The sequence below is a fragment of the Thermostilla marina genome (assembly GCF_054657455.1).
On record NZ_BAAHYR010000001.1, the window covers coordinates 1,139,456 to 1,155,637 of the forward strand.

Consider the following 16,182-nt stretch of genomic DNA (forward strand, 5'->3'; position numbering starts at 1 on the left):
ACGCCCCACGGATTCACCGGACGCGCCGTTTACGCAAGGACTTGATTCGCATCCCTCGAACACCGCCGTTGCGATGAGACGTTTGATCCGCATGGGAATCGGGCTGGCGGCCGTCGCGGCAACCTACTGGTTGTACGCGTGGGCGGTCGTGCCCTGGATCGAGCCGTCGCCGGCGGAAGGGCTTCAGGCGTCGAGCGGGCAGTTCGGCGTGCCGGCCGACGTGCTCCTCGATCGTCGCTTGGCCGAACTGGCTCCTTTGTTTCCCGGCCGGACGGACGTCCTCGCGCGAGCCAAGATGCTCGAAAGCGAGGATGTGAAGCTGCTGTTGGTCGATTATCACAACCTCGGTGACGGCGTCGTGCAGATCAAGCCGTGTTACGTCGTCTACGCGCCGCGAACGTCCGACGGACGATTGAACCCCGAAACGGCCGTCGTCCTCGAAGCTCCCCAAGGGGCGAAGTTGATCTTCGACCAATCGTTGGACTTGCGATTGGGGCGGATCGGCAGATTACTCGAGGGACAGCTCGTGGGGCCGGTACTCGTCCGCAGTCGAGGGAAAGCGGACACCCCCGCCGACGACTTCACGCTCACGACGCAAATGGTCCGCATCACCAAGGACCGCATCTGGTCGAACTCGCCGCTCGAGGTCGCGTGGGGACCGCATCGCGTGCGCGGGCAGGGGATGGTCATCACGCTGCGATCCGACAAATCGGCCGACGACTTCGCCCGCAGCGGAATGGGCCTTTCGGTCATCGACAAGGTGACCTTGTCGCATGTCGACGGTATCAATCTCGACATGCGCCGCGACCACGCTACGCCCTCCTCCGGACGGACCGGCGGCGATGGGCCGGTCGGCGACGATCTGAAATCGATCGAGCTGCGATGTGCCGGGTCGCTGGTGTTTTCGCCCCAAGATCGAACGGTGGTGTTCAACGACGACGTGCGTATCCGCCTTCAGCATTACGCGGGCGAGGACGGTTCCATCGGTTGCGATTACGTGACGGTGTTCTTTGCCGAGCGTGCCGCCGCCGAAGAGAAACTGAAGCACCGTGACGCGATGGCCGGGATTGCGCCCTTGCCGCGGCAAGCGGCGTCGTTTTCGCAAAACGCCCCTCCGGCAAGCCGATCACCCGGCGAGTCGAAGCCGTCTGTGAAAAACGGCGAGGACGCCCGCCTGGCCGGCTTCGATTGGGTTCTGGAAGGGATCAAGGCGAGCGGAAATCCGGTCCGGGTCGCGTTGCCGCAGTGGCGTGCCGCCGGGAGCGGGAACGTCCTCGAATACAGCGCCCTGGACGAAACGCTGTTGTTGGACGGCAAACAGGAAGTCAGCCTCGAGTACGATGCGTTTCGCATGACCGCCGCGAGCGTACGATATCGTCCCGACGGCGACGGGTTGGGGTTTGTCGTGGCGGATGGTCCCGGGCGAATCGAGACCCTCGACCCTCGAGCGGGAGAGTTTTCGGCGCAATGGCGGCAATCGCTCCAGGTGAGGCCCGACGGTGCCGAACAGGTCGTTTCGCTACTCGGTGGCGCCCTTCTCTCGGCCGGGCCGGAGGGCGCCGTACAGGCGGAGGAAATCTGGTGCTGGTTGCAACGCCGCAAGACGGCCGCTCGCCCCGAGACATGGCGCCCCGCCCGCATGCTGGCATTGCGCAACGTGCAGTTTCGCTCGGCACGCGTCGATGCCGCTACCGAACGCTTGGAAACCTGGTTCGTGGAGGAACCGGATGAAAGCGAAACCCCGCCTGTGGCGGCGGTCGATCGGCAGGCGCCGAGCGGCAACACGGCTGTTCCGCTGCCGTCGCCGTTATTGCAAAACGGTTCGCCGGAGAAGACCCAAGACGAACGACACTTCGACGTGTCGGCGGGAATCGTGCGTGTAGAGCTGGGATTGCGCGGCAACGACGTACGTCCTCGGGCGTTTACGCTCGACGGCGACGTCCAATTGGCGGAAACCGGTCCGGCCTCGCAAGGCTTGCGATTGACGGGCGATCACGTCGAAGTCAAAGAGGCCTCGCAACCGAGCGCCGTCGCCGTGCTGACGGGACGCCCCGCACGCATCGAGGGACGCGGAATGGTGTTGACCGGCGGGCATGTTTATCTCGATCGCGGGCGGAACCATCTTTCGGTCGAGGGAGCAGGGTCGCTTCGGTTGCCGATCGCTCGCGACCTTCAGGGAAACAACTTGCCGCAAGGACGACCGCTGGACCTTAGTTGGCGGCGCGGCATGTCGCTCGACGGAAGCCAAGGCGTCATCCAAGGCGAAGTCGTCGCCGCCACCGATCGCCAACGTGTGCAGACGGAAACCTTGGAAATCTACTTCGATCGACCGTTGCCCTTCGGCGAAGCCCAGGATGCCGACGTGCAGGTCGATTCGCTGCGTTGTACAGGCGGTGTCGTGATGGAAAATCGGGCGACGACGCCCGAGGGACAACCGGCGGTCGATCGTTTCGAGCTGCCTGAACTTCGCGTCGATTTGAAATCGGGATTGATGCAAGGGCCGGGACCGGGACGGTTGGTGAGCCTTCGCAAGGGAAAGAACCCGTGGGGGGATCCGACCTCCGAGGGACGAGAGACGCCCGCCGCGGCACCGGGACGTCCCGCATTGCCCGGTGGCGGCGACGATGTGCAGGACGACGACAAGTTGCCCTACGCATTGCTGGCGGTAGAGTTTCGAGATGAGTTCGGCGGAAACGTGTTCCGGCGGCAATTGTTCGGACGCGGCCGCGTCAAAGTGGTTTACGGACGTTGGCCTACCGATCGAATCGACGTGCTGCCCGACGACCCGGCCGACCTGGGAAAGCAAGGAATGATCGTCTACGGCCGCGAATTGTCGCTGGTCCAAATGCCTTCGCCCTTGGAGCCGCAACGGCGATACTGGGAGCTGCAAGCGACCGGCAACGTGATGGTCGAAGGCCGCGTGTTTACCGCCCGGGCTGAGCGATTGGCTTTCGACGAGTCGAAACAGTTGCTCATTCTCGACGGCGAGGGGCGCGGGACGGCGCAGCTCTTCCGGCAAGAATACGTCGGCGGTCCCGTGCAGACGACCGCCGCCCAGCGCATCGTGTACTCGCACGCAACGAACACGTTGCAATTCTACAACGCCAAGATCCTCGAATTGGGTGGTTTTCCCGGGGGCGACGGTGCGGCAACCGTTCCTCGCTGACGGACGTCCCGGCGTGCGAAATTCCGCGCCGGCACGTTATAATGAGCGGCCCTGAGGATCGCGTCGACGTCGAATCATCGCAGAGGAGGAATTCATGCGGACGGTCATTTCGCAGGAACAACTGCAAGAAGGGGTTCAACGTTTGGCCCGTGAAATACGCGAATATTACCAGGACAAGGCGTTGACGATGATCGGCGTGCTGGCCGACAGCCTGATTTTCTTGGGCGATTTGGTGCGGTCGGTCGCCTTGCCGCATCGGTTGGGAATCGTCCCGGCGCATCGCTCGGCAGCACAGGACTTGTTGCCCGGCCCGTTGGTGGTCGTTCCCGAACAGTTGCGATTCGAAGTCGAACACCGCGACGTGTTGTTGGTCGACGAGTTGCTCGATTCGGGCGACACGTTGAACGAGCTCATTCCCCAGATCGACGACTTGGGACCGAAGTCGGTCCGCGTGGCCGTGCTGCTGCGCAAGCAAGGACGTCAAAAGCCGGGGACGATCGAACCGTCGTTCGTCGGTTTCGACATTCCCGACGGATACGCGGTCGGGTACGGGATGAGCTACAACGACCGCTTTCGGGAACTGCCGTACATTGCGCAACTGGATCCCGACGACTTCATACAGGATGCCGGAACGTGACGCCGTTGCGGTTGGTGCTGATCACGCGACGATTCTGGCCGTTGGTCGGCGGGGCCGAACGTGTGACGGCCAATCTTGCCGCCGGGTTCAGGGATGCCGGTTGTCGCGTGCAAATCGTCACCGCGCGATGGGAACCGCATTGGCCGCAACAGGTCCGTTGCCGAGACGTGCCCGTGCTCCGTCTGCCGCAACCGCAGCGGCGCGTGTGGGGAACGTTACGGTACATGCGGGCGCTTCGTGCCTGGTTGAAACGGCATCGGGGCGAATATGACTTGGTGTACGTGTCGATGTTGAAGCACGATGCGTACGCAGCGTTGGGAGCGGTCGGCAAGCACGTGCCCGTGGTGCTCCGGGCGGAAGGCGGGGGTGAAACCGGCGATTGCGCGTGGCATCGCCGGGGCGTCGGCGGAACTCTCATCGCGGCCCGATGTCGTCGTGCCCCCTTGGTGATCGCGCCGAGCGATCCGATTGCCGAGGAACTCTTGGCTTCGGGGTTCTCGCCGTCGAAAGTCTGCGTGATTCCCAACGGTGTTTCCATTCCGCAACCGGTAACGCCCGAAGTCCGGATTGCCGCCCGCTTGGCCATCGGGCGGGCAAACCCGCGACTGCAAATCGATCCGTTGGACCGGCTTGCCGTCTACACGGGGCGACTCCATCCGGCGAAAGGGTTGGCGACTCTCGTCGAGGCCTGGCGCATTCTCGATCGCCGGGGGCGGGCGCCGCGGTTGTGGCTGGTCGGCGAAGGGCCGATGGAGCGTGAGCTCGAAACGGCCATCGATGCGGCGGGATTGCGGGAGCGTATCGTCCTGGCGGGGACGTTCGATCACGTCGAAGACGTGCTCGCGGCCGCCGATCTGTTCGTATTGCCTTCGCGCGAAGAAGGAATGTCGCTGTCGTTGCTGGAAGCGATGGCCTCCGGACTGCCGGTGATCGCGGGCGACATTCCCGGCAACCACGCGTTGGTCGCGCACGAACGAACCGGGCTGCTCGTGCCGGTCGATCGCCCGGACGATTGGGCCGAGGCCGTCTATCGTGTGTCGGCCGATTACGTTCTCGCCCGGCAATTGGGAGAACAGGCCCGCACCAAGGCCCGGGAGTATTCGCTGAAATCGGTCGTCGACCGGCACTTGGCCAAGTTTCATGAATTACTCGCGGGACGTTGTCCCGGGGCAGCGTGATGCCGTGCTATTCGATGGGACGGACATGCGCGTTCAACGCCGTTTCGACGGCGGATTCGCCCACCGCCGGTTCTTCGCACCGATGGTTGTGACAAAGGTAGAGCGTCACTTGTCCCTGGCGGGCTGTGCGCCCCTCAAAAATCGACGCGGTCGGAGAATCCCCTCGTGCGGCCTTCTCGCGTCGTAGGGCGACGACGCAATGCGGCAGATACGGTTGCCGCCATTTCGCCGGAAGCGGACTGTTGGGATCGTCGCTGGGAAAATTCTCCGGAAGCACGAAGACCGCCGACAGCTCGCCTGCAACGAAACGCTGGGCCGCCGTGAGGGCTTGGCCGCTTCCCAATGGTGCTTGCCGAACCCATCCCAGCAGACTGCGAACGGCGCGTTCCGCTCGCTCGTGATACGATTCGTTTCCGGTCAATTCGGCCAATCGCAGTAAGGTTTCGGCCATTACGCCCGTGCCCGAGGGAACGGCATCGTCCAAGAGATCGAGTTTTCGCACCGGAAGCGCGCCGTCGGCTGCGTCGCTCATGAAGTAGGCGCCGCTTTCGTGTGAAAAACGCTTCTCGACGTCTTCGGTCGTGTCGATAGCTTTGGACAGGTACGTTTCGTCGCCGGAGACTTCATACATCGTGACGGCCGCGGCGGCGAACAGGGCACAATCGCGCATCGGCGCAATATGGCGCGCTTCGCCCTCGCAGTGGCGAATCAGCAACCGGCCCGAGGCATCGCGCATCGCCGTATCGAGAAATCGAAACGCCGAAACGGCGGCGAGCGTGAAATCGAGACGCCCCAAAACGGCACCCGCCCGAGCAAGAGCATCGACGGCCAGTGCGTTCCAGCCCAACAAGATTTTGGTGTCGCGGGCAGGGCGCACACGTTGTGCCCTCACGGTTCGCAGGCGTTCGACGATCCGTCCGAGGGCGGTTTCCAATTCGTCGATCGACATCCCGAGTTCTTCGGCACAGGCCCGAAGGGATCGGGGCCGGAAAAGGACGTTTGAGCCTTCGAAATTGCCGGCCTCGGTGACGCCGAAGACGCACCGGGCGACGGCGGCATCGTCGGCTTCCAGCGCCGCATCGATTTCTTCCGGCGTCCACACGTAAAACTTGCCTTCGGCGCCTTCGCTGTCGGCGTCTTCGGCCGCGTAAAAAGCGTCTTCGGGTGATCGCATGTCGCGCAACATGTATTCCAACGTGTCGACGACCACCTGCCGATATCGCTCATGCCGCGTCGCTTGCCACCCTTCCAGGTAGCAACGAGCCAGTTGCGCGTTGTCGTAGAGCATCTTTTCGAAGTGGGGGATCAACCATGCGGCATCGGTGCTGTAACGGTGGAAACCGCCGCCGACGTGATCGTACATGCCGCCGTCAGCCATACCGTCGAGCGTGCGGCAAGCCATTTCCAACGCATGGCGGTTGCCGCTGCGGTGCCATTCCCGCAGCAAAAAGAGAATCGCCGAGGCGTGCGGAAACTTCGGCGCATTGCCGAATCCGCCGCGAGCGGGATCGAACTGCTGTTCGAGCAGATGGAAGCCTTGCTGCAATACCGCTTCGTCGGGGCCCTGCGCAGCGACGACGGTCGCTTGCGCCAGGTCACGCAACAGCACCGTGAGCTTTTCGCCTTGAGCGACGGCTTCGTCGCGACGTTGTTCCCAGGCTTCTGCGACGCGGGTAACGACCTGGAGAAAACCGGGCATCCCGTGCCGGGGACGCGGCGGCCAATACGTGCCGCCGTAGAACGGTTGTAAGTCGGGCGTCAAGAAGACCGACATCGGCCAGCCGCCTCGACCGGTGATGATTTGGACGGCGTCCATGTAGACCGAGTCGAGTGTCGGGTGCTCTTCGCGATCGACCTTGATACACACGAAATGCCGATTGAGAAACTCGGCGATTTCGGGATCTTCAAAGCTTTCCCGCTCCATCACGTGGCACCAGTGGCAGGCCGAATAACCGACAGAAAGAAAGATCGGCTTGTTTTCTTGCCGTGCACGGGCCAAGGCTTCTTCGCCCCAGGGATACCAATCGACGGGATTTTCGGCATGTTGCCGCAAATACGGACTGGCTTCGTGAATCAAGCGGTTCGGCATCGTTTTCGACTGTCGGTAGGGTGGATTGCGGATGAAAATAACCGGGACGCCCCTTGGCAAATCCGTGACGCATCGCGCTTCGGCGACGGGTGGTGTCGTTGCGCTCTGTCGGGGGATGCACGAGGCAATGTCATTGTAGGGCGGCCGACGCCGAAAAGCACCCCGGCGGCAGATACGAAGTGAATCGACGACGATCGTTCCGCCGTGCGCAGGTTCGTTTTGAGAAAGAATTGGTGGCTTGCCGTTGCCGGAGACGTTATGCTGAAAGCTGTTCTCGAGAACGGGACGATGATCGGAACAGAAGCTTTCTCGACGGCGAGGTGCGTCATGACTCGCGTCTTCTCTCATTCGGGGGCGGTTTCTCGCGTTCGTGGGCTGATTACGCTGTGCCTGGTCGGGGCGGTGGTCTTTTCCGCCGGACCTGCGGTGGCTCAGTGGGGGATGCCGTTTCCTCCGGGGAATACCGGCCGAATGAATCAACAGCGGCGGCCCCAGCAGAACCAGTTACCGTCGTTGCCTGCAAACCTGCCTCGTGTCGAAGCGAGCGGGACGGTGATGGGTGTCACCGGGGGGATGATTCAATTGCAGACGCCCGCCGGACAGATGTGGCGATTGGCTCCGGCCCGCGAGTGCAAGATCACCGTCACCGGCAAAGCCAAGCCCGACGTGCTGCGTCCCGGGCAATTTGTGGCCTTCGTGGCCGACGTCGATACCCGCACGGGCATGGTGCCGGAAAAAGTGACCCAATTGAAGATATTTACCGTTTCTCAGCAAATGCAATTGGGTGTGTTTCCGGAAGGCCAAGCGCCGTTGGGAGACGGCAACGGGGAAGCGGGCCCCGGGGTGGGCGGCCGAATGCCCGGGCTGGGCGGTGTCGGCGGTGCGCCGACGGGACGTCCCTTGCCGGGGCGTGCACCGGCTGCACCGGTCGAACCGATTCAACGGTTTGAGGTCCGAGGACGCTTGACCGGTGTTTCGCGAACCGGCGAGTTCACGTTGGCCGCGCCCAATGCGTACATTCGCGGTCCGATTCGGTTTTCGGTGGCGGAAGAAGCCGACGTTGAATTGGAGATTTCCGGGCCCTCGGCGGCGGGCTTGATTCACAAAGGCGATGCCGTCACGGCGACGGGCGTTCAGGTCGGACCCAATATGGCCCAGGTTCGGGAATTGAACGTCGAGTTGGCGGAACCGCTCAGTGCCGCGAAACCGGAACGTCCCGGAGCGACGGCGACCGGCACGACGCGGCGAGAAACCCCGCGTCGCGGCACGCCTTCGCGACTCCCGGAGAAGGAAGACGATCCGTTCAACGGCGGTGGGGGCGACGACCAACCGCCTGCGCGAGCCGGGGTGCCGTTGCCTCCGATCGGCGGCGATGCCTCGGGCGACGGCGCGGCCGGCGAAGAAGCCGAAGAACCGCCCGTCGAAGCGCAACCGGAGTAACCGCCGACGGCGACCCAAGAACGGAAAATGCCGCCGAGATCGTCGGGTTCGGCGGCATTCGTGTGCGCATCTGTTCTGTTTATTGTCGACGATGTCGTTATCCGGCTTCCGTCGGGGCGACGGTTGCCTCTTCGTAGATGTCGCAGAGCGACTTCTTGGGGATTGCGATCTTCAGCATCGGCGCGACTTCCGAGAAGTCTTCATCCACCGTCGACAACACCGTCGGAATGTCCGGAAGGTTGCATCCCGAAAGACCGGCGTACGTTTCGGCGAATAACTCGCGGTCGGCCCATTCGGGGTCGCTGCATGCGGGCAACAAGGCCGACAAGGCGACGATTTGCTCGGGAAGCGAGAGTTCGCTCGAGAGCTGCGGATGGCTTTCGACCAACGCAATGAAACCGTCCGGCAAGTTCCACTGCCGAGCCATCATGGCCGCAGCCGTCGCATGGCTCCAGCCGAATACCGATTGTTCCAGCACCGAGAGTCGCCGTTTGCCTTCCTGACGGGCGTTCAGCAAGGCGGTGTACGGTTCGGGGGCTTCTTTGGCCAACAGCGGAATCGCCATGTCTTGCAGCAACGCCGCAGCGAAGAGTTCTTCGGCGTCCTGAAGATTGGCGAGTTGCCCCACGTGGCGGGCGAACAATGCCCGGCGCAGCGAGTCTTGCCACAGGCTCTTCAAGTCGAACGGACCGCACCGCGGGCTGGGCATCAAGCTGAAGACCGCGCTCCACAGCGCGAAGTTCTTGATCGTCCGCATGCCCACCAGCGTGATGGCCAGCTTCACGCTGGAGATTTCACGCGAAAAGCCGAAGTACGACGAATTGACGAACCGTAGCACTTGTCCCGCGAGCCCCGGGTCCGATTCGATGGGGACGGCGAACTCGGCCGGGCCCGTCTCGGGATCTTGGGACAGCTCAAGCAGTCGAATGGCGCTTTGCGGAAGTGCAGGCAACTGCGCGTTGCCGATCAGCTTCTCGAGATCCATGAACTTCTCCACCCACTAGGTAGTCAAGTGCTGCGCTCTCCACGGACCAGCAGGTAAGTGTTCCGCTTCCCTTGAAAGCGAACGGTGCGGAGCAGCATGGAAATGGGGCGCCAAAACGTGGTGCGAAGAATCGCTGCCCAATCTCCTTTTCCACGCCGTCTTCCCGCCACAGTAACCCTAGTACACATCCCGGTTATTGACAAATGCGCAAGCCGGGAAAGTGCGGCGTTTTAGCAGGGAATATTTTTTTCTCCCGCAGCGAGCGGAGTCGCCCGGAATGCGGTTCGTGCCCAGGAGAGTTGGGCGACTCATGTTGCTTTCGGGCAACACTCGCGTCGGAAGATTTGTTGCGGTTTCGAAACTTCTGCGATGGCAAAGAAAACCGGGCTATCGCCGTAACTTGCTGAATCAATAGCGGTTAGGTGAATCAAGGGCGGCTTTTCGATCTGCGGCGCAGGGCTTGCCTCGTTGATGTGTGTGCCGAATCGGGGCGTTCGGCTAGGCATCGAGCAACGGCAACCGTCGTGCGAGTCGTCATGGTCCGCAGGTCGAATTCATCGTCGAACCGCAACATTACGTCCCACGGTTTCGCGTGTGAAGCCGCGCGAACGAGCGATCGCCGCGGGCTGATGCTGATTTGCGGGGCGGTATTGCTGTTGGCAGGCTCGCTGGTCTTGCTGCCTGACGAACTTCTGGCCGACAGCAGGGTGGCGAATGCCGATCCGCGGCCCGAGGCCGCGGCCGTTGCGTCGGAGGCCGTACCCTGGCGTCGGACGGCCGAGGGATGGGAAGTCGCCCGCTGGCTGATTCCGAAACGTGTGCGTCCCGCCCCCACGGTGCCCCCGACCGCTCTTGCCGGAATGATGCTCGGCTGTGCTGCTTGGCTTTCGCACCGCGATTGAGACGGTAGGCGGACGCTTTCTTCCTACTCTACCTGCACATCGGCCACAGTTGCGCGCTGTAGTGCTCGATTGTGGCAAACCTGTGTCTCGCGGGGCGATCCCGCCTGCAAACCGGAAGCAGCGGGAGTGAGCGTTTCCTCGGGTACCGAATGGATTGATCTTGCCGAATCGGCAGAATTTGCCGAATTTTCTGAGAATCTTGTACGAAACGCGAGGCTTCTCGTCTCTATTACACGGTGGAGAGGCCAGTATAGCGATTCACCCGTCGGGTGGACGCGAATCGGCGAGACTTGTTGGGCGACCGTTGCAGAAGGAGTAGGCACGTGTCCCGGCGATTGACCCTGAGGACGCTGTTGGCGTATCTGGACGAAATCCTCGAACCGGAAGACGCCCGCGAAATCGAAAAGAAGATTGCCGACAGCGAAGTAGCCACGCGCCTGGTGCAGCGGATCCACGACGTGTCGCGTCGAATTCGGCTCGGGGCGCCCGACGTGCTCGAACACGAGGAGGCGCTCGATCCCAATACGGTCGCCGAGTATCTCGATTACACGTTGCCTGCCGATCGGGTGGCCGATTTCGAAAAGGTGTGCCTCGAATCCGATTTGCAGTTGGCCGAGGTGGCCGCCGTCCATCAGATCTTGGCGATGGTGCTCGGCTCGCCTGCCGAGGTGTCTCCCATTACGCGAGACCGGGTGTATCGCATCATCCACGAGGCCGAGGAAGAAAAAGACCCGATCGACGAGATGTTCAACGGCGAGAGTGAAACCGAGCCGGAGACCGAGTCGTCGGTTAAGGCCGTGTCCTCCCCGCCGGCGTTGGCGATGCCGAAAGAAGTCGGGATCGAGCCCGGCACTTCGCACGGCAGCCGGTTCGGGCGCTTGGTGAGAATGCTTGTCGTGCTGTTGTTGATCGGGGGAATCGGCGTGCTTGCCGGTTGGCGGCTAGGCTGGCTGCCCGGCGAGCCTCAATTTGTCGCTGCTTGGTTCGATCGAGCCGAGGCCGACCGGTCCGGGGAACCGACCGGCGAATCGGCGTCGCAAGTTGCAGAATCATCTGTCCGGCAAGCGACGCCGCAGGCGGACGAAGGCCCGTCGGCGATTGCCGAGAACGAAGAAGATACCGGTGCCGGTTCGGATTCTCCCGTGACTGTATTGCCAGCTCCGCCGAAGCCCTCCACCGAAGAGATTCCGGATCGGCCTTCGGCCTCTGCGGCCGAGACGGTGCCCGACCGGACCGTGGCGGGCGCCGCCGAGGTGCCGTCGGAAGGCGGCATCGCCGCATCGGAGACAGAGGTTCCCCCGGAAGCCGAGGAACCTTCCGGCGCCGACGAAGAACCGGGCGAGATGGCCCCGGCTGCGCCGGCGGAATCGGTGGCAAGCAACGTGGGGCGAGTGCCGCTTCTCGAATTGCCTGCGCCGTTGGATGTGCGGGATTTGTCGGTGACGGGCGAGCCGATCGATACACCGCCGGAATCGAGCGAAGACGCCGCCGAGCCGGCCCCGTTGCCGCCCGAACCGATCGGCAAGTTGCTATCGCCCGAGGCCGTCGTGTTGCGGGTCGATCCGATTCACCAGTCGGTCCGGCGGGTGTTTGGTGACGCCGAAATTCGGTCGTACGACGTCTTGTTGGCGTTGCCCGACTACCGGCCGGAATTTGATTTTGGCGACGACATAAGAATGCAGGTCGTGGGACCGGCGTATTTCCAAGCGGCTCCGGCCGAGGAAGGAGAGGGGCTTCGTGTTTCGGTCGGTTACGGGCGGTTTGTGATGCAGGCTGCCGCGCCCGCGAAAGTGACGCTCGAATGGGGAAACCGACACGGCATCTTGGCATTGGATATTCCCGATACGGCTGTCGCGGTGGAGGTGGCCGCGCACCTCGTGCCCGGCGTCGATCCGGCCGAACATCCCTCGCCGGTCGAAGGCCGCATCGTCGTCCTTCAAGGTGAAGCGCATTGGCGGTCGGATGACATCGCCGAGTCGCTGCTGACACCGGTCAAGGAGCTGCGGGCGGATGACACCGAAACGACCGTGGCGGCGCTGGAGACGCCCGTCGAATGGGTATCTCCGACAACGAACTTGGCGACGTTGCTGCGGGAGCGTGCGGCTTTGCAGCTTTCGGAGGAGTTCTTGGCCGATCCGGCACGTCCGGTGGCCCTGGCACTCCGTGAAGCGGCATACCATCGACAGCAAGAGGTCGCCTGGTTGGCACAGCGGGGCCTGGTACTGTTGGGGGATGTCGAGCTGGTGGCGGCCGGGCTCGATGATGTCGATCGGAAGGCCCGTTGGGAAGACATCGTGGCCGAACTACAAGCCGCTGCGGCACGTTCGCCGCGCATGGCCGCTGCCGTCCGCGATGCGTGTCGGCGATTGTTCGAGGAAGACGGCGAGTTGGTCTATCGGCTTCTTTGGATTTACCCACCGGACCAATTGCCGGTCGATTCCGCGCGCGAACTGGTGGGGTATCTGGCGCATCCGCGATTGGCCGTCCGAGTGCTGGCGATCTGGAATCTTGAACGGGCGACGGGAATGCGGATGTACTACGAACCCGACGCGCCGGAGACGCGACGAAAACCTTCCGTTGAACGCTGGCGCGCCCGCGTGAACAATGACCCCACCCTTCCGGGGATTTCCCGCAAGGCGGGATGATGTGAGGTCCGTCTTTGGTGGGGGCAAAGGTTCCCTCTGTGGTGTCGTGTTGTGGTGGGGGGTTCGTTGTCGCGGTTATCAAGAAGCCCTATAATGGCGCTTTCGTTCTGGGAAAGTAGAGGGCCGCCGAGGGCCGCACCGATCGTCGGGTCGGACCGGCCGGACTCGGCCGTTTTTCGTTTCGGTTGGAGGGGGCAGGAGGGGCCGAACGAGACGCCGGGACGGGGCATTCGGTGCCCGCCTTCGATCAAAGACGACAGCATAGGCGTTACGCAGTCCGAGACGACCGACACACAAACGCGGTGTGCCGTCTCGGGGCGAGGCGTTTCTTTTCACGAGAGGAGACTCACCGCATGAAGTTTGCCGACTTCATTGTTCCGGATGCCGTCATTCCGGATTTGGAGGCCGATGACAAGGTTGGCGTCATCGAGGAACTCGTCCAGGCGTTGGTCGATGCCGGAGCGGTCGAGGCCGACCAAAAAGACGACATCATCAAGGCGGTGATGAAACGTGAGGAGCTCGGTACGACGGGTATCGGTCGCGGACTGGCCGTCCCGCACACGAAGCATCCGAGCGTCGATCGGCTGGTAGGAACCATCGGTGTGAGCAAGGAAGGGGTCGATTTCGAGGCCCTTGACGGCGGGAAGGTGTACGCCTTCTTTTTGTTGATTTCGCCGCCGGATCGACCGAGTGATCATCTCTTGGCGTTGGAAAACGTCGCCCGCCAGTTGCACAACGAGACCTTCTGCCGCTTCCTCAAGCAGGCACGTTCGGCGGAAGACATCCACCAATTGCTGAAAGAAGCCGACGAAGGCAAGTACCCGACGTAGGTTTCGGTGGCGGCAAACCGAAGTCGAGGCGGAAATCGACGACGCGGCAACGTATGCGAAAAGGTACCGCCGCCTCTACCGGAACCACCGACGCGAGGATGCGACGGTCGGGAAATCTCGGCAACAACCTGCTGGACGATGCGCGGCAATGAACTCGCCTGATAGGCCGGTACGACGGAAGGAATTGCAGTTGACGAACACCGCGGGCCTGCATGCCCGTGCGGCCAGTTTGGTGCGCAAAACGGTCCTGTCGTACGATGCCGACGTCACCTTGTGCAAAGATGCGCGGCGTGCCAAGGGCGATAGTGTGATCGAGATGCTCAGCTTGTGCGGCATGAACGGAGATACGATCACATTCGAGGCCGCGGGCCGAGACGCCGACGCCGTCTTGGAAGCCCTCGAAGATTTGGTGCGACACAAGTTCTTCGAAGACGAATTCGAACCGGCCGAGGAAAAAGAAGCCGCCGGCGATGAACGCAGCGATTGACAGGCGGCTCGCGGCGTAAGGACGTCGGCTCCTCCGGGCGGACGATAGGAAGGCGACCTGCGACCATGTTGCGACTGCAGGGAATCGGAGTTTCTCCCGGAATCGCCATCGGCGAAGCCTTCATTCTAGGACGTGAAGACTTTCGCATTCCCCGGCATTTCGTCGAGCGGGACGCCGTCGAAGATGAACTGGAACGGTTCGAGAGGGCGCTCAACGCCGCCGCAGAAGAAATCGCCAAGAACCGCGACATCGTCACGGGACAGTTGGGGGAAAAGTACGGGGCAATCTTCGAAGCCCATCTGCAAATGCTGCGGGATCCTCAGTTGGTGGACGACATCGTCCGCATGATCCGCGAGCGGCACTATTCTCCCGAATACGCAGTCAGCCGCGTCATGCGGCGGTACTACGAGGTTTTCCGCAATCTGCCCAATCAAACCTTTGCCGAACGGGCGAACGACATTCTCGATATCGAAAAGCGGCTTCTCCGACAATTGAGCGGACAGCCGCACGGCGAGTTTTCGCACCTCAGTTCACCCGTGCTCGTGCTGGCGCGGAACCTCACCCCGAGTGAAACCGCAGGACTCGACAAACGCTTCGTGAAAGGCTTCGTTACCGAAGTCGGCGGGCCGTCGAGTCACACGGCGATCGTCGCCCAAGGGATGGGGATTCCGGCGGTCGTGGGGACCGGCCCCTTCTTGAATGAGGTCTCGGGGGGCGATCTGATCATCGTCGACGGCAGTACCGGCGAAGTGGTCGTCTGTCCCGACGAAACCACCCGCCAACAATACGAATCGCAATCCGAGAAGCTGCACACGCTGACCGCGCAGTTGGAGACCCTGCGCGACTTGCCCGCCGAAACGCTCGACGGCACGCACATCCATCTGTACGGCAACATCGAGTTTCCGCACGAGGCGGCTTCGTGTTTCGAGCAGGGGGCCGAAGGGATCGGACTTTACCGCACCGAATTCCTCTACCTCGGGAAAGAGACGCTCCCCAGCGAAGAAGAACACTACCGCGCCTATTGCGACGTACTCGCAACGGCCGGCGATCGACCGGTCGTCATCCGTACGTTCGACATGGGGGCCGACAAAGTTCCCGAGTTCCAACTCACCGAGGAAGAGCGCAACCCGTTCTTGGGGCTGCGCAGTATCCGATTGGCCCTACGTTTCGAACCGCTGTTGCGGACGCAGATTCGCGCGATCTTGCGGGCGAGCGTGAAAGGGAACGTGCGGATCATGTTCCCGCTCATTTCGACGGTCATGGAGCTGCGGCGTGCGAAGATGATCGTCAGCGATGTGATGGAGGACTTGATCGAAGAAGGGATTCCCTTCAATCGCGACGTACCCATCGGCATGATGGTCGAGGTGCCCGCGGCGGCGATCACGCTGTCGAACTTCGTGCGCGATGTCGATTTCTTCAGCATCGGGACGAACGACCTGGTGCAGTACACGCTGGCGGTCGATCGGGCGAATACCGATGTCGTCAGCCTCTACAATTCGAGCGATCCGGCCGTGTTGCGGTTGCTGAAGATGGTCATCGACACGGCGAACGAACACAACGTGCCCGTCGGCATGTGCGGACAGATGTCCAGCAGTTCTTTGTATACGATGTTGTTGTTGGGGCTCGGGCTGCGGCAGTTCAGCGTCGTCTTTCACGCCTTGCCCGAAATCAAGCAGGTGTGTCGAAGCGTGACGATCGAACAGTGCCGTCGCGTGGCCGAACGTGCGTTGACGATGGAGAACGCCCGCAACATCAAGGCCTATCTACGCCAGGAATTGAAATCGGTGCTGCCTGATCTGCCGCCGAGCGCCGCCCGCTGAATC

The 16,182-nt window shown here is 62.4% G+C and carries 11 protein-coding genes; 9 read left to right on the top strand and 2 right to left on the bottom strand.

Features of this window, described 5'->3' with window-relative positions; genetic code table 11:
- Window positions 1–73 precede the first annotated feature (73 nt).
- The 3 genes from ACYQ2I_RS04150 to ACYQ2I_RS04160 all read left to right on the top strand — a co-directional run bounded on the left by ACYQ2I_RS04150 (window position 74) and on the right by ACYQ2I_RS04160 (window position 4,981).
- Window positions 74–3,166 carry a hypothetical protein gene (locus ACYQ2I_RS04150; protein ID WP_460165730.1) on the top strand — a complete coding sequence of 1,031 codons (3,093 nt, stop codon included), beginning with the start codon at window positions 74–76 and terminating at the stop codon, window positions 3,164–3,166.
- 94 nt (window positions 3,167–3,260) lie between these two features.
- On the top strand, window positions 3,261–3,803 hold the full coding sequence (locus ACYQ2I_RS04155) for a phosphoribosyltransferase (RefSeq protein WP_460165731.1): 543 nt from the start codon (window positions 3,261–3,263) through the stop codon (window positions 3,801–3,803).
- Window positions 3,800–4,981 carry a glycosyltransferase family 4 protein gene (locus tag ACYQ2I_RS04160; protein ID WP_460165732.1) on the top strand — a complete coding sequence of 394 codons (1,182 nt, stop codon included), beginning with the start codon at window positions 3,800–3,802 and terminating at the stop codon, window positions 4,979–4,981. Before ACYQ2I_RS04155 ends, ACYQ2I_RS04160 begins: the two co-directional genes overlap by 4 nt.
- Before the next feature lie 7 nt (window positions 4,982–4,988).
- Here ACYQ2I_RS04160 and ACYQ2I_RS04165 read toward each other — a convergent pair whose 3' ends face one another.
- The gene (locus ACYQ2I_RS04165) at window positions 4,989–7,070 is read right to left on the bottom strand and encodes a thioredoxin domain-containing protein (protein ID WP_460165733.1); all 2,082 of its coding nucleotides are present in this window, start codon (window positions 7,068–7,070) and stop codon (window positions 4,989–4,991) included.
- Window positions 7,071–7,397: 327 nt separating this feature from the next.
- Here ACYQ2I_RS04165 and ACYQ2I_RS04170 point away from each other — a divergent pair, with 327 nt between their 5' ends.
- A complete protein-coding gene (locus ACYQ2I_RS04170) occupies window positions 7,398–8,510 on the top strand; it encodes a hypothetical protein (protein WP_460165734.1) in 1,113 nt (370 codons plus the stop codon).
- Window positions 8,511–8,607: 97 nt separating this feature from the next.
- Here the strand turns inward: ACYQ2I_RS04170 and ACYQ2I_RS04175 are convergent, their stop codons facing one another.
- Window positions 8,608–9,495, bottom strand: coding sequence for an HDOD domain-containing protein (locus tag ACYQ2I_RS04175; RefSeq protein WP_460165735.1), 888 nt, complete (start codon window positions 9,493–9,495; stop codon window positions 8,608–8,610).
- 536 nt (window positions 9,496–10,031) lie between these two features.
- Between ACYQ2I_RS04175 and ACYQ2I_RS04180 the strand changes: the two genes are divergently transcribed.
- The 5 genes from ACYQ2I_RS04180 (at window position 10,032) to ptsP (ending at window position 16,179) form a co-directional block, all read left to right on the top strand.
- Window positions 10,032–10,397, top strand: a complete 366-nt coding sequence (locus ACYQ2I_RS04180) for a hypothetical protein (protein WP_460165736.1) — start codon at window positions 10,032–10,034, stop codon at window positions 10,395–10,397.
- Window positions 10,398–10,720: 323 nt separating this feature from the next.
- A complete protein-coding gene (locus ACYQ2I_RS04185) occupies window positions 10,721–13,042 on the top strand; it encodes a hypothetical protein (protein WP_460165737.1) in 2,322 nt (773 codons plus the stop codon).
- A gap of 353 nt (window positions 13,043–13,395) precedes the next feature.
- Window positions 13,396–13,872 (top strand): PTS sugar transporter subunit IIA, encoded by a 477-nt coding sequence (locus tag ACYQ2I_RS04190; RefSeq protein WP_460165738.1) that lies wholly within the window; start codon window positions 13,396–13,398, stop codon window positions 13,870–13,872.
- A gap of 148 nt (window positions 13,873–14,020) precedes the next feature.
- On the top strand, window positions 14,021–14,359 hold the full coding sequence (locus tag ACYQ2I_RS04195) for an HPr family phosphocarrier protein (RefSeq protein ID WP_460165739.1): 339 nt from the start codon (window positions 14,021–14,023) through the stop codon (window positions 14,357–14,359).
- A gap of 65 nt (window positions 14,360–14,424) precedes the next feature.
- The gene (gene ptsP, locus ACYQ2I_RS04200; RefSeq protein ID WP_460165740.1) at window positions 14,425–16,179 is read left to right on the top strand and encodes a phosphoenolpyruvate--protein phosphotransferase; all 1,755 of its coding nucleotides are present in this window, start codon (window positions 14,425–14,427) and stop codon (window positions 16,177–16,179) included.
- Window positions 16,180–16,182 lie beyond the last annotated feature (3 nt).

Excerpts from the sequence above, each read along its gene's own strand:
- ACYQ2I_RS04150 (WP_460165730.1), top strand. The coding sequence starts at position 74 with ATGAGACGTTTGATCCGCATGGGAATCGGGCTGGCGGCCGTCGCGGCA.
- ACYQ2I_RS04155 (WP_460165731.1), top strand. The coding sequence starts at position 3,261 with ATGCGGACGGTCATTTCGCAGGAACAACTGCAAGAAGGGGTTCAACGT.
- ACYQ2I_RS04165 (WP_460165733.1), bottom strand. The coding sequence starts at position 7,070 with ATGCCGAACCGCTTGATTCACGAAGCCAGTCCGTATTTGCGGCAACAT.
- ACYQ2I_RS04170 (WP_460165734.1), top strand. The coding sequence starts at position 7,398 with ATGACTCGCGTCTTCTCTCATTCGGGGGCGGTTTCTCGCGTTCGTGGG.
- ACYQ2I_RS04175 (WP_460165735.1), bottom strand. The coding sequence starts at position 9,495 with ATGGATCTCGAGAAGCTGATCGGCAACGCGCAGTTGCCTGCACTTCCG.
- ACYQ2I_RS04180 (WP_460165736.1), top strand. The coding sequence starts at position 10,032 with ATGGTCCGCAGGTCGAATTCATCGTCGAACCGCAACATTACGTCCCAC.
- ACYQ2I_RS04190 (WP_460165738.1), top strand. The coding sequence starts at position 13,396 with ATGAAGTTTGCCGACTTCATTGTTCCGGATGCCGTCATTCCGGATTTG.
- ACYQ2I_RS04195 (WP_460165739.1), top strand. The coding sequence starts at position 14,021 with ATGAACTCGCCTGATAGGCCGGTACGACGGAAGGAATTGCAGTTGACG.
- ptsP (WP_460165740.1), top strand. The coding sequence starts at position 14,425 with ATGTTGCGACTGCAGGGAATCGGAGTTTCTCCCGGAATCGCCATCGGC.